The following is a 22,027-nucleotide window of genomic DNA, read 5'->3' on the forward strand; positions in this document are numbered from 1 at the left end:
GCGCACATGGCAGTTAACCCTGTTTTTTTAAAGTTGATCCTGCTATAATGTGGTTATCCCGCTGTTTTAACGTTTTCATGCCATATGTTTTGCCCTGAACCTATGATGAAAGGGTGATGCCAGGTGGATATCGAAACCGTAACACTGTCACAAATTGTAGAGAAGCTAGCACCCGAGCTCAGTCCTTTTCTTACGGATCGGGAACTCTCGATCAATATCGTATTGAGGGACGGACTGGCTGTACTTGAACCTGCGGATGCAATGGAGATTGTTCAGCACAGCATTTGCGAGCACCAAAGAGAAGCCTTACTGCAATGACAAGGGGATATACCGATTGATAGTAAACCTGCTGACGCATGCGTCAGCAGGTTTTTTGCATGCTTTTCTCTCCGGAAATTCCCGCCCAAAAATGGTGCATTAAGCAACATTTCTCTGTGTAAAATTACGCTTTTTGAAAAAAATAAGTGTCACGCAGCCTAATTCTGCTTTATAATTTGGAAAGAAGAGCTAGCGGGGAGAGAAGGAAATGGACATCATCTTTTCAACTGTCATGCTGTTATACAGCTTGTTGACGGGAAGCGGAGAGGATCATGCAGCCGCCCGGGAGCTCGCAGCCTCGGTACTAAACGCTTCAATAGGAACAAATATCGTGCAGGCAAGCCCATCGGGTGGAGAAGGCCAGGGGACGTCTGAGACGGGCGCTAAGCGTGATCCGCAGAAAGATGCTCCCATTGTGAAGGGCATCTACGTGACGGCTCACAGTGCAGGTGGAGCGCGTATGGATAGCTTGCTTAAGCTTGTGGATGATACGAAGCTTAACAGCATGGTCATCGATGTCAAAGACGACAACGGCTATATTACTTATCCGACCGAGACGCCGGAGCTGCTCGAACTGGGAACTACCCAGAAGTACATTCGCGACATTGGCGACTTGATGAAGAAATTAAAGCAGCATGAGGTTTACCCGATTGCCAGAATTGTCGTCTTTAAGGACACTGTGCTGGCACGCCAGCATCCGGAGCTGTCGTTCCGCCATTCCGACGGAACGATTTGGAAAAATGGCCGCGGTGAAAGCTTTGTTAATCCTTATATGAAGGAAGTCTGGAGTTACAATGTAGCCGTTGCCAAGGAAGCAGCTAAGCTGGGCTTTAAAGAAATCCAGTTTGATTATGTTCGTTTTCCTGAAGGCTTTGATAAGAAAGCCGATTCGCTGAAGTATGAGAAAACAGAGCAGAGCAGAGTCGATGCCGTAGCGGGATTCGTAAAATATGCCCGTGAGCAGCTTGAGCCGCTTGGCGTGCGTGTATCGGTCGATATTTTCGGCTATGCCGCATCGGTGCCTGCAGCCGAAGGCATTGGCCAGGACTTTGTGAAAATTTCCAACGATGTGCACGTCATATCTCCCATGGTTTATCCGAGCCATTACAGCACTGGCTGGTTTAAGCAGAAGGTGCCGGACAAAAGCCCTTATGAAACCATCGTAGGCGCTATGGAGGATACACATGCCAAGCTGGACCCGATCGGTGATGCTAAGCCAATTATCCGCCCTTGGATTCAGGATTTTACAGCCAGCTGGCTTGGACAGGGCAATTATATGAAATATGGCAAGAAAGAAGTCGAGGCACAAATTAAGGCGCTCTCCGACACCGACATTCATGAATTTCTCTTATGGAATGCAGGCAATAAATATTCAGAAGGCGTTAATTACGAATAGCGATTTGATAATGCGCGTTTCATTCCGAGAAATATAGAGAAAGGATAGCGTTAGGATATCTTTTTCTATATTTCAAACAAATAACCTCCGGTACGCTGCTTTTAAGCGTTGCCGGAGGTTATTTGTTTGTTTTTTCATACGAGCCCTTGCTATTGCCCAGACGGGCCTGTAAGCATTATTGCGAAAGACGCAGCGCAAGCTCATACAAATCCAGGTTGAATGGCTTTTTCGTATTGACAACCGTGTCGATATCCGTGGAAAGAAACTCCCCGCGCACGATACCGCAAGCTTTGCCCGAATCGCCCGCCATCAGTTGATGCACAGCATAATCGCCCAGACGGCTTGCAAGAATACGGTCAACAGCGGTCGGTGTTCCGCCGCGTTGAATATGTCCAAGGACGGTTACCCGCGGCTCAAGTCCACAACCACGCGTAATTTCGCTGGATACATCATGCCCATTGCCTGCTCCTTCAGCAACAACAACGATACTGTGACGTTTGCCTTTGGCAAAGTTGGCTTCCATCCGCTGCGAAACCTCCGTTAAATTGAACGGCACTTCCGGTACAAGAATGGTCTCGGCGCCGCTTGCAAGTCCAGCATAAAGCGCAATATCTCCGCAATGACGGCCCATAACCTCAACGACAGACGAACGCTCATGAGATGACATCGTGTCGCGAATTTTGTTGATGGCATCAACAACGATGCCCACAGCAGTATCAAAACCGATTGTGTAATCCGTGAAAGGAATATCGTTATCGATTGTTCCTGGCAATGCCATCGTCTTAATGCCGAGCTTGCTCAGCTTGTTAGCCCCTTGATAAGAGCCGTCGCCGCCAATAACGACCAAACCGTCGATGCCACGCCCACGCAAAACTTCAGCGCCTTTCTCCTGGCCTTCAGCTGTCATAAATTCTTTGCAGCGCGCCGTCTGCAAAATGGTTCCCCCGCGCTGTATAATATCGCCTACGCTGCGAAGATCCATTTGACGCAAATCGTCATTCAGAAGACCCTGATAACCGCGTTGTACACCGTATACTTCCAGCCCGTTATACAAAGCGCTCCGCACTACAGCACGAACGGCTGCGTTCATTCCTTGGGAGTCACCACCACTGGTTAATACTGCGATTGATTTTACTGAAGACATAGTCATTCCTCCAAAATGATGTAATATATTGCTAAGCCTGCTGTTTCCTGATCCACACGCTGTTAACCAGGAAAAACAGGCGGGTAAGCGGACTGTTCTTCATCAGCTTGCGCGTTACGCTGCGCACTTCTTTCTGCGCACGCACCTTCGGATCGGATAAATACAGGGCAAGCAGCCCTTCAATGATAAGGCGATGAAACCGGGAAGCCGGCAAATGCCGCACATCCTCCCTTGCCCACTCCACTATTGTACCGATCCGTTCCGCCATTAAATGGAAGCTGTCGTAATAATTGCAGAAATTCAAATCTCCACCTTCCTGATCCTCCGCCTGATCAATCAAATAATCAAGCATAATATGCAGGCCGCATACGTGGGGGAAATAAACTTCTTTAATCGCCGCCGCATCCGGCGAAGACAGACCATCACCGCTGGCAGCTAAAAATAGCATAAACATGCCAAGCGTCGATCCGCTGGCAGCTGCGAATTCATTCCATTGCAAGTGCGGGTAGCGCTGTGCATGCTTCTCCCACCAAGCGAGCAGCTTCGGCTCACGCAAGTCATGGCGAATGTGCTTGTACACCTGCAAATCGCCATATAGGCTGACCAGCTCGGTTACATCACGCTGAACGCTGGCATAGGAAGGAAGCAGCGCTATTTGGTGCTGGCACACGGCAACGAGGTGGTGCAAATATCCACCGTCGTCCCGCTCCTTCCGGTGGGCATAATAATCCCGGAGCGGCGCTGCCGGATTAACCGCATCAAGCATGGACTGGTGCAATAGGCGGAAATCATCCGCATCAAGAGAAGTGCTGCGATCGCACAAATTGTCCAGGTAGTCGCTAATCGTTTGCAGCGCAACAATAAGCGGTATCAGAATATGCCGCTGTTCCAAGTTGGCCGCTGCATACACAGCGCCGCCCTGACAATGGAATTTCTTGCTCGCTATGCTGCTCAGCGCTTGCGTCCGCAGCTCCCTGTCAGGAATTTGCTCTGCCATTGCCCGCAGCTTCCCAAGCTGCGCTTCAACTTCCGGCAGCACATATTTATATACGCGATGCATAAGTTTTAAAGGCCCTCGGGGCGCACGGCTGCCTGAAAATGTTGTCAATCTCACGATGCACCTCCTCCTCTTAAAAAATGCTGAATAACCGCCGGCTACCAGCCCATTATTACACGATGAATGAAACCTCCACTCATAAATGTACCATTTCAATAAACAATAATCCAGCAGTTCATGTTATAATGGTTTACAATCTATTAATAATTAGCTATAACACCTGTATAATCAAGGTTTTTTACAGTTATGGAGTGAATACAGCAATGACACAACTTGGCCTTGACAAGGCGAAGCCTAACACAGCCCAAGAAACGCTGCGCCTCCGCGCCTTCAGCTTTTCTGCCTACTCAACACAGGCACTGCTCGTCTCCTACCTGCCATTATACTTTCTGGCGCGAGGCTACTCCGAGCATCAAATCGGCATTATATATGCAACTGGGCCCTTCATATCTGTCTTTGCGAATTTACTGTTAGGCTGGGCAAGCGACCGGTTTCAGACGATAAAAAAATTGTTTATATTTTTATTATTCGGGCAGCTAGTCATGATCTCGCTGCTGTTCCCAATTCAAGATTTTACGATGATCTGTCTAGTAATGACGATCTTTTATTTTTTTCAGACGCCTATTAACCCTTTGAATGACAGCTTGATTTTATTATCCAGTCAATATACAGGTGTTCCTTATGCGCTCATTCGCATTTTCGGCTCGCTCGGGTTTGCCATATCGGCCTACTTGTTCGGCATTTTATTGAAGGAGATGGGCTCCAATTGGACGCTGCCGCTCGCAGTCTGTACGATAACGATAACGCTAGCGCTCTCCTTTCTGCTGCGTGATTATCGCGGGAGTGCCCGCAAAGTGGATTTCAGCGGTTTTTTCAAGCTGCTGGGCAAAAGAGAGGTCGTTTCCTTTTTCGTCCTCATTTTGATCGTATCGATCGCGCATCGCATGTATGAAGGCTTTCTTGCTGTAACGCTGCATCAAATGGGAGCTAGCGATTCACTTATTGGCCTCGCCTGGACACTTTCCGCCTGCAGCGAAATTCCCGTGCTGTTTCTGCTTGGAAAGTACGGCCATAAATTCAAGGAGCTGCCGCTGCTGTTTATTGCATGCGTATTGTATGCCCTGCGAATGTGGCTCATTGGACATTTGAGCAGCCCTTATCTCGTCGTGGCGACACAGCTCATGCACAGCATTACATTCGGCATCTATTTCTCGACTGCTTTGCGTTATATTTCGCAGATCATTCCCGATGAATTTCGTGCATCTGGCCAAGCGGTATACGCCGTTGTATGGACAGGCCTTGCCGGTCTGATCAGTGGAACCGTTGGCGGCTATGTATATGAAAGCTTCGGACGCACTGCCTTCTTTAACTTAGGTACTACGCTTGCTTTAATTGCAGCAGCAGGTTTTATTTATAAACATTATACGAGGCGCAGCGCATGAACTTACGCTAACTGAGCGTCCCTCCATAGCTCATGCCATAAATCAAAAAAACAGCTTCGGCTCCACACGATCATGTGGCTCCTGAAGCTGTTTTTGTTCCAGCCTGACTATGTAGACGTTAATCCCCAAGTTAGTCCTCAAGCTCGAAGTTTGTATACACGTCCTGTACATCGTCATTATCGTCGAAGGAGTCCATCATTTTGGACAGCTTGTCCGCATTTTCACCTTCTACGGCAACCATGTTTTGTGGCAGCCAGCGTACACCTGCGCTAACGAACGTATAGCCTTCCGCTTCAAGTGCGCCTTTCACCTGCTCGAACTCATGCGGATGCGTCAAAATCTCGAAGCTGTCGTCGTTTACGACAAGATCCTCTGCTCCAGCTTCCAGCGTCACCATCATCATAGAGTCCTCATCAATTTCTAAATCCTCACGGTCTACAACAAGCAAGCCTTTATGATCAAACATATAGGCTACACAGCCGCTTTCTCCCATATTGCCGCCACGCTTATTAAAAGACGAACGTACATCAGCCGCCGTACGATTGCGATTATCCGTCAAACAACGAACCATAATCGCTACGCCTCCTGGGCCGTAACCTTCATACATAATTTCTTCATAATCGACTGCGTCGCCGCCCGTCGCCTTCTTGATTGCCCGCTCAACGTTATCATTGGGCATTTGCTCCGCACGTGCATTGGCAATGGCCGTCTTCAGGCCAAAATTCGCTTCGGGATTCGCTCCGCCTTTACGTGCCTGCACATAAATCTCACGCGACAGCTTTACAAACTTATTATTTTTAGCCTGATCGGCCTTCCCTTTGCGATCCTTAAACAATTTAAACTTCATGCCACTCGCTCCTCCGACAAAGATTCCACCTAACAGTGTATCATTTCCCGCCTAATCCGGTCAAAGTCTAAAATGCGAAAAGCGCATGGCAAAATTACGAACTCCTGTCACATATCCTTAAGAAATATAGCCTTTCTCCCTCCAATATTCCATAGCAAAATCTTCGCCAAAAAAAGGTTTCGTTCCATCCAGCATGTCTTGGTTGCAGCGTGTAAGCAGCTTTCGGCCTTTTTCAAAAAATTTGACCGCATCCAGCAACTTAGCTCCGCCTTCGTAATTGACCATCGTATAATCGTCATCATCTTCATCTTCTGAATACTGAACGGAAATACATTCAGAGCCGTCCATATGCTTCTGGATACGGTAAGAGAAATATTCGACCTTAGCATCACCCTGTTCATCGGTATAGTCTCTGGCCATGCGCACCAATGCCAATCGCGGAGCATCATTGTCAAGTTCTCCCTCCTGCCGAAATGAAAAATATACATCGCCGATCCATAGCCCGTTCCGCTCTTCATCATCATAATCGTTATAAGGCTCGACAAGCGGGAGAGCCAACAGCTCGCGCACCTGCTGCGGATCAATGAGATGACGAGCGTATTCATAGGTCGATACAGCTTGCAGCAAATGAATCCAGTTTTGCTGGCAAAGCTGCTGGATAGCGGCTGGAGAATCATCATCGATCTCCGACCAATCCGTATGCTCGCCCGTGACGCTGCGATATTTGCCTGATAACTGCCATTGCATCGTGCGTGACTGATCTACAGAGCCCGATTGTGCAGCAATAGGTTCTATTTTAAGCAACGCTCCATACGCTTCCCCATCTTGAAAATAGACGCTTCGAAAATGTCCAGAAACCGCTTCATTGCCATATGCGGTTGCACGGAAAAACTGATCTCCCAGCCAAAACTCATGGCTTGAACTGGCCGCTTCGGTTTCACCCAGGAAGCAGAGAGAATCAGCAGTCACCTGCTGCATATATAGCGGTCGGAGCTGTGTATCTTCGAATAGAAAAGGAATTTGCGGCTGCTCATGAATCGGCTTAATTAGAGCTTCATATAAAATTGGCTTGTCTTCCTTCAGAAGACGCAGCATTTCCTCTCGCCAGACGGACGGCTCCTCATCCTCATCTAAAATAATGTCCGGGACAAAAAGCTCGGTCATGTCGAAGCCCTGCCATACACCGAAGTCGTCCCATTCCTCTATGTAGCGTTCAAAAGCTGATGTTCCTTGAATACGCACTCTATATTGATCGCTTATCATCATCAGCTTTGCCTGCATATTGCCCTCAACGATGAGATCACCGTGATTATAATCTCCCCAGAACATTTCATCCACCTGCAAATTGCCTGCAACATGGATCTCCTGTCCGCCAACAACCATATGGCTGGCGCGCATATTGCCAAGAACGATCAGGCCGGTAGCACCGTCTGTATCTGTATTGCCAACATAACGATCCACAACTAAATTTCCTTCAACGAGAATGAGCATAGCATTCAGGTCGAGCAAAAGCACGCTAAGCCGCAAATCCCCTTTATAATACCAAACTTCCTCTTCTTCAAATTCGCCATCATTTTGTTCATGGCGCAAGTAATACCAGCTCTCGCGAGGCAATTTCTGCTTGATTTCACTAAAGCGAAACCGCTGAAACTCGGCACCGGCTTCCATCATCATTGTCCCCCTTTAAAAATAGTTCAATACGAGGCTTATCTCGCTCAATTATACAGCACCATCCACTGACCACTATCCTAATAGCCTGTTAAAATGCGAAAAGGAGCCCCCGAATTAACCGGAAGCTCCTGTACATGCTGCAATCAAGTATTATAAGAAACTTCGAATCTTATAATTTAACGACGTTAGCCGCTTGTGCACCGCGATTGCCTTCAGTGATGTCGAACTCTACCTCTTGGCCTTCGTCAAGCGATTTGAAGCCTTCGCTTTGGATAGCGGAGAAATGAACGAATACATCCTCGCCGCCTTCTACCGAGATAAAGCCGTAGCCTTTCTCTGCGTTAAACCATTTAACTGTTCCTTTCAAATGAACAACCTCCTAGAAAAAATAAACCGCTGTTTAATCAGCGTATACCCTATATTATACAGTCTTAAACTGGAAAATGCAATTAAACCCTTATTTTCAAAAAATAATCTGATCCAGGAATAAAAGGAAGCTTCGCCGGCATAAGCTCAGCTTGACCGCCCCGCTCTGCGACAGCCTTTAGCAGCTCATCCATGTGCGGGTAAGCCTTCCAGCTTAGCGACAACAGCGGGTAGATCCGCACCTGTCCGCCCGGCTTGCACAGTCGCATCATTTCCAAAACAGCCTGCTTATGGAAATTGAAATCAAACTGCTCCGCATACAAAAACAAAAAATGGCTGCATAACACAAGCGAGAAGGTTCCTTGTTCAAAAGGGAGCTCCGGCAGCTGCCCAAAACGATAACGGGCTTTCCCGGCAACAGATCGCAAATGACTTGCAAACAGCTCAAGCGAACGCTCTCTTCCCGCGCGATGATTCGCAGCGTCCTTATAGTAGCTCCAGTCGAATGCCTCCTGCAAAGCGATCAGCTTGTTTGTGGAAACTTCAATTTCTTCTGCAGATTGTGCAATCCACGACTCCACATCTCCGGCATAACGCGGATCAATAGCATGGGCATCATACCCTCGGGCACATGCCTCAGCGGTAAAAGAAGCGCCTCCAGCAGCAATGTCGAGTAAAGGCCCCGCACCCAAATCGTCTTCTGCTAATCCGAACATGTGTACATACTCATCAAAACCCCGGCAGGTGATGGCAACGCCTACCTGCTCATACTTCAATTGCTTCATCTTCTCAACTCTCCTCGTCTCAGCTACACTCTTCCTCGCGAATACGCTCCTATCTCTATAGAAGCTTCGCCTCACAAATGCCACTTTCCCGCATTATAGCTGATATTATAACACCGTCCCTTATTGCTTTCCACCCCCTGGATAGCTAAAATAGTAAGAATACGGTGTAAGCCGTAATGAAAGGTAAGGTGACCTATACATGTTCAAGAAACACGAGATATTCAAAACCGACAAATACAATATGCTGACGGTAGAAGTACAGGGGAAAACCCTCGTCGTACGTGATATTTCTGATCAATGGGGCGAAGAATGCTTTACGTTCGTAAGCCGTCCTGAAATGATGCATTGGGCCGAAAATCGATTCCGTGCTGACCAGTATGTTGGCCGCGAGGAAGAACGGGAGAACATCATCCGTGCTTTCAAGGAAGTATAAGCAGGAAAAATTAGCCTTTAGAGCGAAGACTAACGAGGCAGTGTTGTGCTTGCGGCTACAGGGGGTGTACATTTCCAGATGGATTTAATGACTAATATCATCTTTATTGTCGCTTCCTTTGCACTGGGGTGGATTGTCCTTGCAAAACGCGATACTCTCGCTCCCAATTTGCGCCGCGGGCTGGCACTTGCTTCGATTGTTTTAATTGCATTCTCGTTTTTCCTCATTGTATTCAGTCTGTTTCAGATGGGAAGCTCATAAACGCTGGCGGCAGCTGACAAGCCATACACCAAGGAGCAGCCGCCAACGCATCAAATACAAGGTAAATTCTTGTATTTCAACATAACAAGACCGCCTCCGGTACATACTAGGTACAAATTTATGCCCGGAGGCGATTGCAACTATGAAATGGCTACCCGTCCTTGTTTCTTTAAGCCTGACAGCCGGGATTAGTGGCGCTGAGGGAATGATTCAGCCCGTCTATTCCAAAACAGCACCACATGCTACTTCATCTACCATTATACCAAGGAGGAATTCGATGAATCACGTACCTAAGCGTTCCGAAACGAAAGTAGAAGCCCGTTGGAAGCTCGAAGACCTGTTTGCAGATCAAGCCGCATGGGATAAGGAGTTTGCCGCTGCCAAAAGCCTGATTGGCAAAATCAGCGCTTTTCAAGGCACATTGGCTGACCCCGCCCAGCTGAAAGCCTGCTTCGAGCAGGAGGATGAATTGTCGCTGCATGTGGAGCGTCTATACGTATATGCCAATATGAAGCATCATGAGGATACGGCTGAGCCGACCTATCAGGCTTTGTCCGACAAATCCAAGAAGCTGAGCGTAGAAACAGGCGAAGCTCTCTCTTTCATTACGCCAGAGGTGCTTTCCTTAAGCGATGAGGCGCTGGATCAATTGATCGCGAATCCGGAGCTGACAGCGTTCCGCCATACGCTCGAAGAAATGCGCCGCCAGAAGGCCCATGTTCTCTCGAAAAATGAAGAGGCGCTGCTTGCGCAAGTGGGCAATATGAGCTCGGCTCCCGGCACGATTTTCAACCTGCTGAACAATGCCGATTTGAAGTTCCCGAAGGTCAAGGACGAGAACGGCGAAGAGGTTGAACTGACGCAGGGCCGTTACATTCAGTTTCTTGAGAGCAAAAACCGCGAGGTGCGCAAAGAAGCTTTCCAAGCGATGTACGATACATACGGAAAGCTCAAAAACACAATCGGTGCAACGCTGAATGCCAATGTAACGAAAAATATTTTTTACTCCCGTGCCCGCAAGCATGATTCCGTTCTCGCCATGTCGCTCTATGGGGATAACATTCCCGAGACGGTTTATACAAACCTGGTTGACACGATTCATAAGCATTTGCCGCTGATGCATCGCTATATGAACCTGCGCAAAAAGCTGCTCGGCGTTGACAAGCTTCATATGTATGATTTGTTCGCTCCGCTTGTAGAGGAATTCGATATGAACATTACGTATGAGGATGCGAAAAAAACGGTCAAAGAAAGCTTGAAGCCGCTCGGCGACGATTATTTGAACGTGCTGCAGCATGGCTTTGACGATGGCTGGATTGACGTGTATGAGAATGAAGGCAAGCGCAGCGGCGCTTACAGCTGGGGAGCGTTCGGCACACATCCTTACGTGCTGCTCAATCACAAGGACAACTTGAACAGCATGTTTACGCTGACGCATGAAATGGGCCACGCCCTGCATTCGTATTATTCCGACACGACCCAGAACTACCGTGATGCGCAATATACGATTTTCCTCGCGGAAGTGGCTTCCACGCTGAACGAAGCGCTGCTGATGGACTACTTGCTTGACAAGTCTACCGATCCGAAGGAAAAAATGTACCTGCTCACCTACTATGCGGACCAATTCCGGACGACGGTGTTCCGTCAAACGATGTTTGCCGAATTCGAGAAAATCATTCACGAAAGAAGCGAGCAAGGCGAATCGCTGACACCGCAGGATTTGAGCAAAATCTACTATGACCTCAATGTTCAATATTATGGCGACGATATGGCCGTAGATGAAGATATTGCGATGGAATGGGCACGTATTCCCCATTTCTATAACAGCTTCTATGTGTACAAATACGCAACTGGCTTCTCGGCAGCAACAAGCTTCTCCAAGCAAATTTTGGAGGAAGGCGCGCCAGCAGTCGAGCGTTATCTCGGCTTCCTGAAGAGCGGCGGCAGCGACTTCTCGATCAATATTTTGAAAAAAGCGGGCGTCGACATGTCCTCGCCAGAGCCGATTGAGCAAGCGATGAGCGTATTTGAAAGTCTCATCGGCCAAATGGAAGAGCTGACAAAATAATTAATTTGTTCAGCCTCTCTGCTCCCCAGCTTGCTTTCTGAGCTAAGGGGATATGCGCTAAAAGCAAAAATAACACCTTCCACTCCGGCATCATGGAGTGAAAGGTGTTATTTATTTTGCAATTAAAGCCACCAAAGGCCTAGTGTCAAACCGACTACACCTGCAAGCAAGGATGACAGCATATTAACCCGGTCATTGTTCATAAAATCAAACCCGCGTATCCGTTCGGCCGGCACGCCGCAATGCATGCGGCGCTCCGTTTCGCTGCCGCAGCTTGTACAGCGGTACATCGCCTGCCAAGTGGCGCCAAGCCATGAGTCGGCGAAGCATCCAGCAAAGCCAGCCATTGCCGCAGCAGCAATAAGAGCTGCAGCTGAAGCAAGGCTAAGGCCGCCGCCTGCAAGCCCCGCTGTTCCAGCCTGCAGATCGGCTGCAGACGCTGGATGAAACCAGGCCAGCATAACGGCGGCGATGGCGCCAATGCAGGCTGCTCCAGCGAGCGCCGCCAGTGAGCCGAGCCGCGTCACAGCACCGCTCGTGCCGGGAGCAACTATTTTGCCGCTCGTCACCGATCGAGGTGGGCGCTTGCTCAGCGCACCGATCTCCGTCGCCCATGTGTCGGCATTTACGGCCGCCATAACTCCAATATAGGCGAGCAGCCAGCCATCGCCAGCTGCTGGAAACAGCGCATGGCCGAAGCACAGCAGCAGGCCTACTCCGCCATTCGCCCACACTTGTCCAGCGTCGCGACGTCCTGTTTTTTCATATCCCGCTTCCGCCTTCGCTTTCGCTCGGGAGTGCTTTTTCCATTTCGACCATAGGGTAGAGGTAACGAAAAACGCAATAAGACAGGCGAACCATACTGGTTCGCCCCATGTCACAAAGCCCGTGCCCATTGCCATTGCCGATAAAGCACCCGATAACGAAAGAGAGCGGAAACGATAGGCGACGAAAGCAATTAAGCCGCTTCCAAACAGACCGCCAAGCAGCCTAAGCCACCATTCATCGATCCAGCCTACCATTTTTCTCGCTCCTCTCCAGTTCTATCTCTCAGTCCTGCCATTGCCTGACGCCAGCGATTCGGGAAATTCGTGCAAATCATTAGCTCCCGGTCCAGCTCCGCGATTTTGCGAATAGCCCGTTCCTCGTTTATCGTCCAGGCCATTACCTGAATGCCAGCTTCCTTAAGCAGCTTCACTCGCTCCTTATTCAGCCTCGAATAATCAATTGAAAGCAAGGTCGACCCCGTCTGACTCAGCTCCAGAGGCAGCGTCTGACGCCAGCCGTCAATAATTAAGCCAGTACGAATACGTCCTTCCGTCAGCTTAAACAGCTTATTCAGCGCTCCGGCATAGAAAGAGGTCAGCACCACTTCATTTTCCACGCTGAATCGGCGCACGCTTGCAAGAACTTGCTCCTCAAGCGCAGGATAGCGAATGCCGTTCGTCTTGAGCTCAATGTTTACATTGCAGCGCCCGGCTGTTAATGCCAGCACTTGATCAAGCGTCGGCACACCCTCATCTTTGAACAAGGGCGAAAACCAGCTGCCCGCATCAAGCGCGCCAAGCTCGGCAGCCGTCCAATTGCGGACATCGCCTTTGCCATTCGTTGTGCGCCTTAGCTTATAATCATGAATAACGACCGGAATATGATCCTTCGATAGCTGCACATCAATTTCAATCCAAAACACATCAGGCTCTTCCATCGCCAGCTTTACCGCTGCAAGCGTGTTCTCCGGTGCGCGTCCTGACCACCCGCGGTGGGCAACGCATACATTTCTTGGCTCAGCCATGCGCTCCTCCTCGCTGCTCTTTATTTAGAGACGAGAGCGCCATCCTCACGGAGCTTCACGCCAAAGGACAGGCTCGTCAGGCGCTTCAGCAGCGCTGCCGCATTTTCGGGTTCCATGAGCACTGGCTGCGCTTTGTCCGAGGACATCGGGTAAAACTTCAGGTCACAGTTCCCTTTTTTCGTGCAAATCGCATCCAGCACACCTGTCTCGGCAGTCGGCCCCTTCGGGTAAGCGCTAAAAATAAAGTTCCCTAAACTGTATGCAATCCACTTGCCTTTATACGTCTCAAAACCTTGAAGCACATGCGGATGGCTGCCGATAATGAGATCGGCTCCCGAATCTATGTATTCACGTGCAAAATCCCGCTGATATTGCAGCGGCGTATCTTTGCGCTCTTCTCCCCAGTGAACCATCACGACAACCAGATCGGCCTGCTCCTTCGCTTTCTTAATTGCCGCCTTCGCTCTCGTCGTATCGTAGGTTTCCGCTACGCCTGCAACATTTTTGTCTGCTTTCCACGATACTTCCGGTACAACTCTGCTCAGTCCAATGTACGCTACTTTAATGCCGCGCACGTCTTTAATGACAGGCGCAAACGCATCCGTATCATTTTTGCCGGCTCCCATATGGGAAATTCCCGTCTCATCGAGATGCTTCATCGTATTAAATAAACCTTCGACGCCTTGGTCAAGCGTATGGTTGTTCGCCAAGCTGACGATATCAAAGCCGGCATCGCGAAATGCAGGAAGCGCATCTGGAGAACCTTTGAACACATACGTCTTATCTAGCGCTGGAACACCGCTATCCGTCACCGGATACTCCAAATTAGCGGCCATAATATCCGGCTCGCTCAAATAAAGCAGCGATTGCTTATATGGATAGTCGTACCCATTCAGCTTCATCATGTCGCCAACCGAAGCTGCCAGCAAAATATCGCCAACAAAGCTCAGCTTCACCGTATCCTCGTCCCCAGCCTGAAACGACGGCTGCTCGCCAGAAACGTCATTGCCACCTGTGCCATCGACCGCTTCATTGCCAACCTCTTCCGGCTGCTTCTCCGGCGTTGCCGCTGGCTCGCCTGCGCCGCCGTTAGCCTCATCGGCTGTAGGAGCAGGTTCCTTCGTTGCTGCCGCTTCATCAGATGGAGAAGGCGAGCTGCTGCCTGTGTCCGTTTCCTCGTTTTGCGGCTTCTGACCATCGCTCGTGCCCGCGGAAGCGGCATCGGCTGCCTGAGGCTTATTTTCCCTATTAAATAAGGACCCAGCATCAAACCAGTTTTGCGTATTAAGCCATAAACCAATAACGACTGCAATAAGACCTAACATAAAGCCGTTGAAAATGATGAGGCGTCTTAGTCTTCTTTTACGCCTGATTTTTTGCTGCTGTCGCGATTCTGTTCTAGATCTATTCATGACAGGATGCTCCTTTATGAATAAAGTTTCCTGTCTATTATAGCAAGCTTGCTATAAATATGCGAAATAACTAGGAAGAGGACAGCGCGGAAGCCGCAATTTCCTTGCCCTGCCGAATACAGTCCGGCAAACCTACGCCGTCGAAAGCCGCTCCTGTAATATGAATGCCCGGCACCTGCCGGGCCATTCGCTCGCGCAGACGCTTCGTATGGGCCAGATGGCCGACCGGATATTGCGGCATAGAGCGCGGCAGCCGTGTAATTTCCGTAAATAAAGGCGCCGCGGCAATATTCATCGTCTTCTTCACATCTTCTCTTACGGCAGCCATTAGCTGGTCATCCGGCAAAAAAGGCGTGATTTGATCGCCTGCCCGGCCTACATAGCAGCGAAGCAGTACTTTGTCTCCAGGACTTGTATGCAGCCATTTCGTCGAGGTCCATGTGCATGCCGTAATACGCAAGCCTTCCGAACGCGGAATAACGAACCCTGAACCTTTGAAGGTTATACCCAGGCTCGCCTTGTCAAAAGCCATTACGACATTTGCGACCGATACATAATCAATTGCCCGCAGCTCCGCGCAATCGACCAGCGGCTCCAGCAGCTCCGCTGCCTGAAAAGCTGGTGCAGTCACAATGACTTTGTCGGCAGACAGCTGCTCCCCGTTTGCCAACTCAATCGTATAACGGGACCCGGACTGTTCTCCAGCCGTCATGCCAGTAAAACCTGCTGCTGCTTCATCACCCGCAGCTTTATCATGAATCGCAGTCACCGCCTGACCTAACTTACGCTCCATGCCCGGCAAAGCTCGGTCCAGCGCATCTACCAAAGTAGACAGCCCGCCTTTAAATGTAAGAAACACGCTGCTTCTTGCCCCTTCCGGCAGCATGCTCATATCGGGAGCCTTAGCGAGCTTTTTGTTGCTGCGCATCCCGCGAATCAAGCTGCCATGCTTGCGCTCTGCAGCTGCGAACTGTGGGAACGTCGCTTGAATGCTCAGCTTGTTAAGGTCGCCAGCGTAAATGCCCGCCAGCAGCGGCTCTGCAATGCGCTGCACAACCTGCGTCCCCAGCCGCCGGCCAAGGAAGCCTCCCAGCGATTCGTCGCCAGCTTCACTACGCGAAGGCTTGATGAAGTCAAGCAGCGCCCGCAGCTTGCCGCCCCAAGTAAGCAAGCCCGTCCGGGCGAAAGGCATAATTTCCGTCGGAATGCCGAGCACGAGTCCCTGCGGCATCGCATGAAGCTTATTTTTGAACAAAATATAGGATTGCTTGCCCTTTGGGTTCGTCCCCGTCAGCTCGGACTCTATGCCGAGCTCTTTAGCCAGCTCTATAATCGCCAGCTTGCGGCTAAGAAAAGAATCCGGGCCGCGTTCGATGACGAAGCCGTCACGCTGCAGCGTATTAATTTTGCCGCCCAATACCTCGGCGCTATCGACAAGCGTAATATGAATCGCTTTACCTTGCCGCTCCGCTTCCCGCTGCAAATAAAAAGCGGAGCTCAGCCCGCTGATCCCCCCGCCAATAATGACAATTCGATCAGCTTCTCCGATTCTCCGCATCTCATTCATCCTTTCATTACCAAACTCTAAGTTGCTTCTATTACAGACTCCGCTAGCGTCTCCATATACAGCGGGTCGCGATTTAACATTTTAATACGCTCAAGGGTAATGCCCATATTTTTCGCTGTTGTCTTCGCTTCAATATCAAGGTCAAACAATACCTCAAGATGATCCGACACAAAGCCGATTGGCGCGGCCAGTACAGCCTTAACCCCCTGTTCAGCAAGCTCGGCAAGCGTCTCCAAAATGTCCGGTCCCAGCCAAGGCTCTCTCGTCCGGCCTGCACTTTGCCAAGTAAACTGCCATATATCGTCCGCAATGTCAGCCTGCTTCGCAATCGCTCGCGACGTCTCCAGCAGCTGCTCCTCATAAGGATCGCCTAGCTCCCGAATTTTTTCAGGCAAGCTGTGCGCGCTGAACAGCACTTTTACATTCGTCTCTCCGCCAGATGATGCGCTTAACCGTGCAAGCCCGTCCGTCACCCGCTCCGTCAATGCCTTGAGCAGCTTCGGATGCAGATGGTATTGCTTGACAAACGTCATCTCCAGGCCAAGCTCGCTTGCCTTCTCCTGCGCACGCTTGATGTAGCTGCCAACGCTCATCGTCGAATAATGCGGGGCCAGTACAATGCCTACTGCCTGCTTAATTCCGTCACGAGCCATTTGCTCCACACCGTCTTCGATAAAAGGACGGGCATGCTTAAGCCCCTGATAACAGGCATAACGGCCTGGAGCGAGCTGCTCCAGCTTATCCTGAAGGCCAGCCACCTGTCCGTTCGTATTCTCACGCAGCGGGAATACGCCGCCGACAATCGCCTCATACCGGCCATATAAATCCGTTAACTGCTCTGGAGTAGGCGGATTTCCACGACGAATATGCGTATAATACGCTTCTACATCATCAAGGCTTTCCGGTGTTCCATATGACATAACGAGAACTCCGATTTTGCTGTTTTCAGCTTCCGACATGGCTCGTTTCCTTCCCTTCGCGCGCTGCAATGTATTTTTTTGAATACGAATGTATGTAAGCCGTCAGCTCTTGAAGCTTCTCAAGCGAGGCCTCAGGAAATAATCCATGCCCCAAATTAAAAATAAATCCTGGCTCTTCCAGTCCCTGCTCAATAATTTCCGCGGCATACGATTCAAGTACGCTCATTGGAGCTGTCAGCAGGACAGGATCCAGATTGCCTTGTACCGCAAAGCCGTGATTCAAACGGCGGCGTCCCTCGGGAATCGATACTCTCCAGTCAAGACCGATCACATCAGCCTGCAGCTTGTGCAGCTCCGGCAGCAGCTCGCCCGAGCTTACGCCTGGGAAATAAATTTTCGGCTGCGGCAAATCCGACAGCTCGCTGAAAATCCGCTCGATCGTCGGCAGTACAAACTTGCGGAAATCTGCTGGCGCAAGCGCGCCTACCCAGCTATCAAATAATTGAAAAGCCTTGCCGCCACTGGCGATGTGCGCACGCAAATAAGCGATAACCATATCGCCCAGCTTGTCCATCAGCTTGTTCCACACTTCTGGCTCACTGTACATCATAGCCTTCGTGCGCAAATAGTTTTTGGACGGTCTGCCTTCAATCAAATAGCTGGCAATCGTAAACGGCGCTCCGGCAAATGTAATAAGCGGGACATCAAGCTCCCGGTCTAAAATCCGGATCGTCTCCAGCACATGGCCGAGATCGCCTTCTACATCGATTGGCTTTAGCCGATCTACATCCGCCGCGCAGCGGATCGGGTTATCGATTACGGGGCCAACATTCGCCACAATATCAAAATCAATACCGATTGAAGCAACCGGATTCATAATATCCGAATATAAAATAGCGGCATCCACGCCGAGCTTGCGCACCGGCATCATCGTCACTTCCGCAGCCAGCTCCGGCTGCTTGCAAATTTCCAGCAGTGAATATTTCTCTTTTATTTTTCGATATTCAGGGTCGTATCTTCCAGCTTGGCGCATATACCAGACGGGTACCTGATCCAGCTGTTCCTTGCGGCAGGCCCGAATGAAACGGTCATTATAGCTCATGTTCGCCGTTCCTCTTTTCTATATAATTTTCTATTAACTCCATTATGCCCGTTTTTGCAGGGGCTAACAACCGCCAGCACCGGACTTCCTATGACAATGTTATGACACTCTCTTTACGCATTCACTTTATTATAACCTGATTCAAGGCGAATTTCGTGCTTTTCTGACAAATTGTTCTTCGTATTTCTGTCTGCCCTGCAGCTTGTGCTATACTAAAAAACATGGAACAGTGGAAAAAAAATCTCATCGTACTTTGGTTCGGGCAATTTCTCGTAATGGCTGGAATGACCATGATCATTCCTTTTATGGCGTTTTATTTGCAATTTGAGCTGGGTCTAACCGATCCGCATGAAATTGCCGTATGGGCTGGCCTTATTTTCGCCGGCAACTTCGTCACGCAATTTATTTTTCAGCCGATATGGGGAAAATACGCCGATCGCTACGGACGCAAGATGATGCTGCTTCGCTCCGGTATTGGCATGGCGATTGTCATTGTGCTGATGGGCTTTGCGACGACGCCATGGCATCTGCTGCTGCTGCGCATGCTGAACGGCACGATTTCCGGCTTTAACCCCGCAGCGGTGGCATTAATATCCGCCAGCACGCCTAAGGATCGAATGGGCTATGCGATGGGAACGCTCCAATCAGGCGGCATTGCCGGAACGATATTAGGCCCTTTTATCGGCGGGCTGCTGGCTGACGCTGTCGGCTACCGTCCGATATTTTATTTGACAGGCTCCCTCTTGTTCGCCGCATCTATGCTGGCATTGTTCGTCGTGAAGGAGACGTTCGATTTGCAAAAGGCAGCAGCTAAAGTTCAAATTTCCGTCATCGAGGGCTTCAAACGGCTGCGCGGCATTCATGAGCTGACATCGCTGTATGCGGTCACCTTCCTCATCCAATTCGCAATGATGAGCTCGATGACATTGCTGCCGCTGCATGTCCAAAGCCTGCACGGCCCGACAGCCAATTTGGCTTTTTGGGCGGGCTTCGTCGGCTCGGCTGCTGGCATCTCCAATCTCATTGCGTCGCCCGTGCTAGGTAAGCTCAGCGATCGCATCGGGTCGGAGCGCATTCTCGGCTATTCACTTATTGGCGCGGGATTGACCTTTATCCCGCAGGCACTCGCCGACAGCGTACCGCAGCTGCTCATTTCCCGGTTTGTGCTGGGTATTTTCCTCGGCGGACTTGTGCCAACGGTCAACTCGCTCATTCGCAAATATACGCCGGACGGCATGGAATCCCGTGCCTATAGCTTTAACAGCAGCACGCTCGGCCTTGGCAATATGGTCGGCCCGATTACCGGCGGCGCGCTATCCGGCTGGATTGGCATTCGGGGGCTGTTCATTGTGTCCGCAGTTATGATGCTGCTGAATGCACTGTGGGTGTATCGGTCGCTGCTGCGGGGCAAACGTAGAGCTGCGCAAAGTTAGCTTGAGATAGCTCTAGATAGCTCTGCGCTTGCGAATCCTCTCCCAGCAAAACTGTAACGTAAACTTCACAGGGAAAAAGGAGATAAAAGCAGCCTCGGCATTTACGCCGAGGCTGCTTTTTCAAAATATAAGCCGCGAAACGGTTGCTTTGCCTCCAGAGCACGGCGACAGCCGTTTACGCTTGGTTGCCCGCTCAATCGTCAGACAGCAGGAATAGCTCGTCGCCAACATGCACAAGCCCCGCTTTCGTAACCGAGGCGTACAAGCCGACATGCAGATTAAGCTCCTGATTTACTTTTTTGAGCAGCGACATATCCCGCTCCAGCGTATCGGGGTCTAGCGCAATCATGGAGCAGCGCTCGCAATGCTCATCTACTCGCAGCTCCGCGCTGCCAAGCTGGAGCCGCTTGCCGATCCAGCTGTCTTCATCCGGCGCATCACCCGCAAGCGCCACAATCAGGTTTGCCCTGAACCGCCGCGCATCGAGCGGCTTGCCCCACATCGCCTCCAGCCTGCTTAGCAGCGCATCCGTCACAATGAGCACGCTGCTGGCATCCGCGCCTAGCAAATCCGGTGTTTGCGGCGCATAACGCCGCATGGAAATGATCGTGCGGGTGTGCGCCTGTATTTCGGCGAGCAGCTGCTCGCTCCAGGCGAGCTCGCGATTGTCAGGCGACGTGACCGTCACTTCGGGAAACTCGGAAGCCGCTGCCGTACCCTTTTCACAATCAGCATTGCCTTGGAGCTTCGCCTTGTAGCCAAGCATCGCCGGAATTTGCCGCGCCGTAATAAAGCTGTCCCAGCCTTGCTTCGTTTCATCTATAAAAGCATGGCTGCGGTCGCCGTACAGCCCATACGTCTCCACCCTGCTGGATGTGAGCCGCTCGCCCGCAAACGATTTAATCGGGTAACGGTTCATTTCCTTAATCGTGCCAATCCGTGTTTTTACAAGTCCGACTGCCGGTTTTTCTTCCAATGCCCACTTCTCCTGTCTCCTGCAAAATAACTGCATAAAACGGGCGCTGCCCCCATAGAGCGGCAGCGCCCGTTTATATTTATACGATTCTATCAGCTATCATAGCACAGGAAGCTCTTTCTTCAAGCGTCTGGGCTTCCTATTTACTACGATTATGCTGGATGCCACAAGCGCGAGGCCCACCGCCAAATTAATCGTTACATGCTCATTCAAAAACAATACGCTGAATACGATCGCTATAAGCGGGATCAGAAACATGAACGAGCCGACCTTCGCAGAATCGCCATTGCGAATAAGCTTGAAGTAGATAAGCCAGCCGACCGCGATAACAAAAACAGAGATGAACAGCGTATCGAATATGAATGGCATATTCCATACAATATCGGACCAGCTTTCGGTCACCGACCCTGCGCCCAAAATGGCAATACCGCCAATGATCACCTGCATCGCGGTCATCCAAAGGGAATCGACCCGCGGCGCCATTTTTTTCGTATAGATCGTTCCTCCCGCCCAGCATATGGCCGACGCAATCGCAAGCAGCACGCCCCACACGGAAATATGGCCGGAGATGCCGCCCGTCGTAATCGCGGCAACGCCGGCGAAGCCTAGCAGCAGACCGAAAATTTTTAGCGGATACATTGCCTCGTCAAGCCAAAGCCATGCAAACACACCGAGCAGCACAGGCTGCAAAAAGACAATCGCCGTGAACAGTCCAGCCGGCATATATTGGAGCCCTATCGTCTGAAAGCTGTAATACAAGATGATGTTCAGTATCGAAGCAATGAGATAAATATGCCAATTCTGCTTAAGGCGCAGCGGCCCACGCTTCCAAATCGCAAAGCCTACAAGCAAAATGCCGCCAATCAGCGTGCGAATGCCTGCAAATAATAAGGGTGGAGAAAAGTCCAGCGCATATTTGGTGAGCGGCCAATTAATGCCCCATATAAACACGAGAAAAATTAAATACATCGTTGCCGCTGATCGGGAAATACCAGGCACCTTGAACAGCTCCTTGTGAGGTCATTTTACCGAATGAT

Annotated in this window: 21 protein-coding genes; 7 read left to right on the top strand and 14 right to left on the bottom strand. The window is 50.3% G+C overall.

Features of this window, described 5'->3' with window-relative positions; translation table 11 throughout:
* Positions 1 to 123 precede the first annotated feature (123 nt).
* On the top strand, positions 124 to 318 hold the full coding sequence (locus ACSR9A_RS14385) for a hypothetical protein (protein ID WP_046229973.1): 195 nt from the start codon (positions 124 to 126) through the stop codon (positions 316 to 318).
* A gap of 208 nt (positions 319 to 526) precedes the next feature.
* Positions 527 to 1,714 (top strand): putative glycoside hydrolase, encoded by a 1,188-nt coding sequence (locus ACSR9A_RS14390; RefSeq protein WP_473757822.1) that lies wholly within the window; start codon positions 527 to 529, stop codon positions 1,712 to 1,714.
* 175 nt (positions 1,715 to 1,889) lie between these two features.
* Here ACSR9A_RS14390 and pfkA read toward each other — a convergent pair whose 3' ends face one another.
* Positions 1,890 to 2,858 carry a 6-phosphofructokinase gene (pfkA, locus tag ACSR9A_RS14395; protein WP_341278473.1) on the bottom strand — a complete coding sequence of 323 codons (969 nt, stop codon included), beginning with the start codon at positions 2,856 to 2,858 and terminating at the stop codon, positions 1,890 to 1,892.
* 31 nt (positions 2,859 to 2,889) lie between these two features.
* The gene (locus tag ACSR9A_RS14400; protein ID WP_473758018.1) at positions 2,890 to 3,918 is read right to left on the bottom strand and encodes a tetraprenyl-beta-curcumene synthase family protein; all 1,029 of its coding nucleotides are present in this window, start codon (positions 3,916 to 3,918) and stop codon (positions 2,890 to 2,892) included.
* A 260-nt stretch (positions 3,919 to 4,178) separates the two neighbouring features.
* On the opposite strand from ACSR9A_RS14400, the gene ACSR9A_RS14405 reads away from it, so the two are divergent.
* Positions 4,179 to 5,357, top strand: a complete 1,179-nt coding sequence (locus tag ACSR9A_RS14405) for an MFS transporter (RefSeq protein WP_473757823.1) — start codon at positions 4,179 to 4,181, stop codon at positions 5,355 to 5,357.
* Positions 5,358 to 5,487: 130 nt separating this feature from the next.
* On the opposite strand, the gene ACSR9A_RS14410 is transcribed toward ACSR9A_RS14405, so the two are convergent.
* The 4 genes from ACSR9A_RS14410 to ACSR9A_RS14425 form a co-directional block, all read right to left on the bottom strand.
* On the bottom strand, positions 5,488 to 6,204 hold the full coding sequence (locus ACSR9A_RS14410) for a YebC/PmpR family DNA-binding transcriptional regulator (RefSeq protein WP_341278475.1): 717 nt from the start codon (positions 6,202 to 6,204) through the stop codon (positions 5,488 to 5,490).
* Between the two features lie 117 nt (positions 6,205 to 6,321).
* Positions 6,322 to 7,875, bottom strand: coding sequence for a hypothetical protein (locus ACSR9A_RS14415; protein WP_473757824.1), 1,554 nt, complete (start codon positions 7,873 to 7,875; stop codon positions 6,322 to 6,324).
* Positions 7,876 to 8,044: 169 nt separating this feature from the next.
* Positions 8,045 to 8,242, bottom strand: coding sequence for a cold shock domain-containing protein (locus ACSR9A_RS14420; RefSeq protein WP_046229980.1), 198 nt, complete (start codon positions 8,240 to 8,242; stop codon positions 8,045 to 8,047).
* An 82-nt stretch (positions 8,243 to 8,324) separates the two neighbouring features.
* The gene (locus ACSR9A_RS14425; protein WP_473757825.1) at positions 8,325 to 9,026 is read right to left on the bottom strand and encodes a class I SAM-dependent methyltransferase; all 702 of its coding nucleotides are present in this window, start codon (positions 9,024 to 9,026) and stop codon (positions 8,325 to 8,327) included.
* 199 nt (positions 9,027 to 9,225) lie between these two features.
* On the opposite strand from ACSR9A_RS14425, the gene ACSR9A_RS14430 reads away from it, so the two are divergent.
* From ACSR9A_RS14430 to pepF, 3 genes are all read left to right on the top strand, one after another.
* Entirely contained in the window at positions 9,226 to 9,459 is a 234-nt protein-coding gene (locus tag ACSR9A_RS14430; protein ID WP_341278478.1) for a hypothetical protein, read from the top strand.
* A gap of 78 nt (positions 9,460 to 9,537) precedes the next feature.
* Positions 9,538 to 9,720, top strand: a complete 183-nt coding sequence (locus tag ACSR9A_RS14435; RefSeq protein WP_099519659.1) for a hypothetical protein — start codon at positions 9,538 to 9,540, stop codon at positions 9,718 to 9,720.
* Positions 9,721 to 9,997: 277 nt separating this feature from the next.
* Positions 9,998 to 11,788 carry an oligoendopeptidase F gene (gene pepF, locus ACSR9A_RS14440; RefSeq protein WP_473757826.1) on the top strand — a complete coding sequence of 597 codons (1,791 nt, stop codon included), beginning with the start codon at positions 9,998 to 10,000 and terminating at the stop codon, positions 11,786 to 11,788.
* Positions 11,789 to 11,910: 122 nt separating this feature from the next.
* Here pepF and ACSR9A_RS14445 read toward each other — a convergent pair whose 3' ends face one another.
* The 6 genes from ACSR9A_RS14445 to hemE all read right to left on the bottom strand — a co-directional run bounded on the left by ACSR9A_RS14445 (position 11,911) and on the right by hemE (position 18,581).
* Positions 11,911 to 12,810 (bottom strand): DUF92 domain-containing protein, encoded by a 900-nt coding sequence (locus tag ACSR9A_RS14445; protein ID WP_473757827.1) that lies wholly within the window; start codon positions 12,808 to 12,810, stop codon positions 11,911 to 11,913.
* Positions 12,804 to 13,580: a glycerophosphodiester phosphodiesterase gene (locus ACSR9A_RS14450; protein WP_473757828.1), complete on the bottom strand. Its 777-nt coding sequence runs from the start codon at positions 13,578 to 13,580 to the stop codon at positions 12,804 to 12,806. The genes ACSR9A_RS14445 and ACSR9A_RS14450 overlap by 7 nt, the downstream gene beginning before the upstream one ends.
* Before the next feature lie 20 nt (positions 13,581 to 13,600).
* Positions 13,601 to 14,992 (bottom strand): CapA family protein, encoded by a 1,392-nt coding sequence (locus ACSR9A_RS14455; RefSeq protein WP_473757829.1) that lies wholly within the window; start codon positions 14,990 to 14,992, stop codon positions 13,601 to 13,603.
* Between the two features lie 70 nt (positions 14,993 to 15,062).
* Entirely contained in the window at positions 15,063 to 16,550 is a 1,488-nt protein-coding gene (gene hemG / locus ACSR9A_RS14460) for a protoporphyrinogen oxidase (RefSeq protein WP_473757830.1), read from the bottom strand.
* Between the two features lie 26 nt (positions 16,551 to 16,576).
* Positions 16,577 to 17,518: a ferrochelatase gene (gene hemH, locus ACSR9A_RS14465; protein ID WP_473757831.1), complete on the bottom strand. Its 942-nt coding sequence runs from the start codon at positions 17,516 to 17,518 to the stop codon at positions 16,577 to 16,579.
* Entirely contained in the window at positions 17,505 to 18,581 is a 1,077-nt protein-coding gene (hemE, locus tag ACSR9A_RS14470) for a uroporphyrinogen decarboxylase (protein ID WP_473757832.1), read from the bottom strand. Before hemE ends, hemH begins: the two co-directional genes overlap by 14 nt.
* Before the next feature lie 221 nt (positions 18,582 to 18,802).
* On the opposite strand from hemE, the gene ACSR9A_RS14475 reads away from it, so the two are divergent.
* The gene (locus tag ACSR9A_RS14475) at positions 18,803 to 20,014 is read left to right on the top strand and encodes an MFS transporter (protein ID WP_473757833.1); all 1,212 of its coding nucleotides are present in this window, start codon (positions 18,803 to 18,805) and stop codon (positions 20,012 to 20,014) included.
* 193 nt (positions 20,015 to 20,207) lie between these two features.
* Here the strand turns inward: ACSR9A_RS14475 and ACSR9A_RS14480 are convergent, their stop codons facing one another.
* Both ACSR9A_RS14480 and ACSR9A_RS14485 read right to left on the bottom strand, forming a co-directional pair.
* Entirely contained in the window at positions 20,208 to 20,990 is a 783-nt protein-coding gene (locus ACSR9A_RS14480) for an MOSC domain-containing protein (protein WP_473757834.1), read from the bottom strand.
* Positions 20,991 to 21,089: 99 nt separating this feature from the next.
* Entirely contained in the window at positions 21,090 to 21,989 is a 900-nt protein-coding gene (locus ACSR9A_RS14485; protein WP_473757835.1) for a DMT family transporter, read from the bottom strand.
* Positions 21,990 to 22,027: the final 38 nt, after the last annotated feature.

The organism is Paenibacillus sp. R-74696, assembly GCF_055814915.1.

Bases quoted from the DNA above. Each gene is read 5' to 3' on its own strand.
- ACSR9A_RS14390 (WP_473757822.1), top strand. From the start codon at position 527: ATGGACATCATCTTTTCAACTGTCATGCTGTTATACAGCTTGTTGACG.
- pfkA (WP_341278473.1), bottom strand. From the start codon at position 2,858: ATGTCTTCAGTAAAATCAATCGCAGTATTAACCAGTGGTGGTGACTCC.
- ACSR9A_RS14400 (WP_473758018.1), bottom strand. From the start codon at position 3,918: ATGCATCGCGTATATAAATATGTGCTGCCGGAAGTTGAAGCGCAGCTT.
- ACSR9A_RS14405 (WP_473757823.1), top strand. From the start codon at position 4,179: ATGACACAACTTGGCCTTGACAAGGCGAAGCCTAACACAGCCCAAGAA.
- ACSR9A_RS14410 (WP_341278475.1), bottom strand. From the start codon at position 6,204: ATGAAGTTTAAATTGTTTAAGGATCGCAAAGGGAAGGCCGATCAGGCT.
- ACSR9A_RS14415 (WP_473757824.1), bottom strand. From the start codon at position 7,875: ATGATGGAAGCCGGTGCCGAGTTTCAGCGGTTTCGCTTTAGTGAAATC.
- ACSR9A_RS14425 (WP_473757825.1), bottom strand. From the start codon at position 9,026: ATGAAGCAATTGAAGTATGAGCAGGTAGGCGTTGCCATCACCTGCCGG.
- ACSR9A_RS14430 (WP_341278478.1), top strand. From the start codon at position 9,226: ATGTTCAAGAAACACGAGATATTCAAAACCGACAAATACAATATGCTG.
- ACSR9A_RS14435 (WP_099519659.1), top strand. From the start codon at position 9,538: ATGGATTTAATGACTAATATCATCTTTATTGTCGCTTCCTTTGCACTG.
- pepF (WP_473757826.1), top strand. From the start codon at position 9,998: ATGAATCACGTACCTAAGCGTTCCGAAACGAAAGTAGAAGCCCGTTGG.
- ACSR9A_RS14445 (WP_473757827.1), bottom strand. From the start codon at position 12,810: ATGGTAGGCTGGATCGATGAATGGTGGCTTAGGCTGCTTGGCGGTCTG.
- ACSR9A_RS14450 (WP_473757828.1), bottom strand. From the start codon at position 13,580: ATGGCTGAGCCAAGAAATGTATGCGTTGCCCACCGCGGGTGGTCAGGA.
- ACSR9A_RS14455 (WP_473757829.1), bottom strand. From the start codon at position 14,992: ATGAATAGATCTAGAACAGAATCGCGACAGCAGCAAAAAATCAGGCGT.
- hemG (WP_473757830.1), bottom strand. From the start codon at position 16,550: ATGCGGAGAATCGGAGAAGCTGATCGAATTGTCATTATTGGCGGGGGG.
- hemH (WP_473757831.1), bottom strand. From the start codon at position 17,518: ATGTCGGAAGCTGAAAACAGCAAAATCGGAGTTCTCGTTATGTCATAT.
- hemE (WP_473757832.1), bottom strand. From the start codon at position 18,581: ATGAGCTATAATGACCGTTTCATTCGGGCCTGCCGCAAGGAACAGCTG.
- ACSR9A_RS14475 (WP_473757833.1), top strand. From the start codon at position 18,803: ATGGAACAGTGGAAAAAAAATCTCATCGTACTTTGGTTCGGGCAATTT.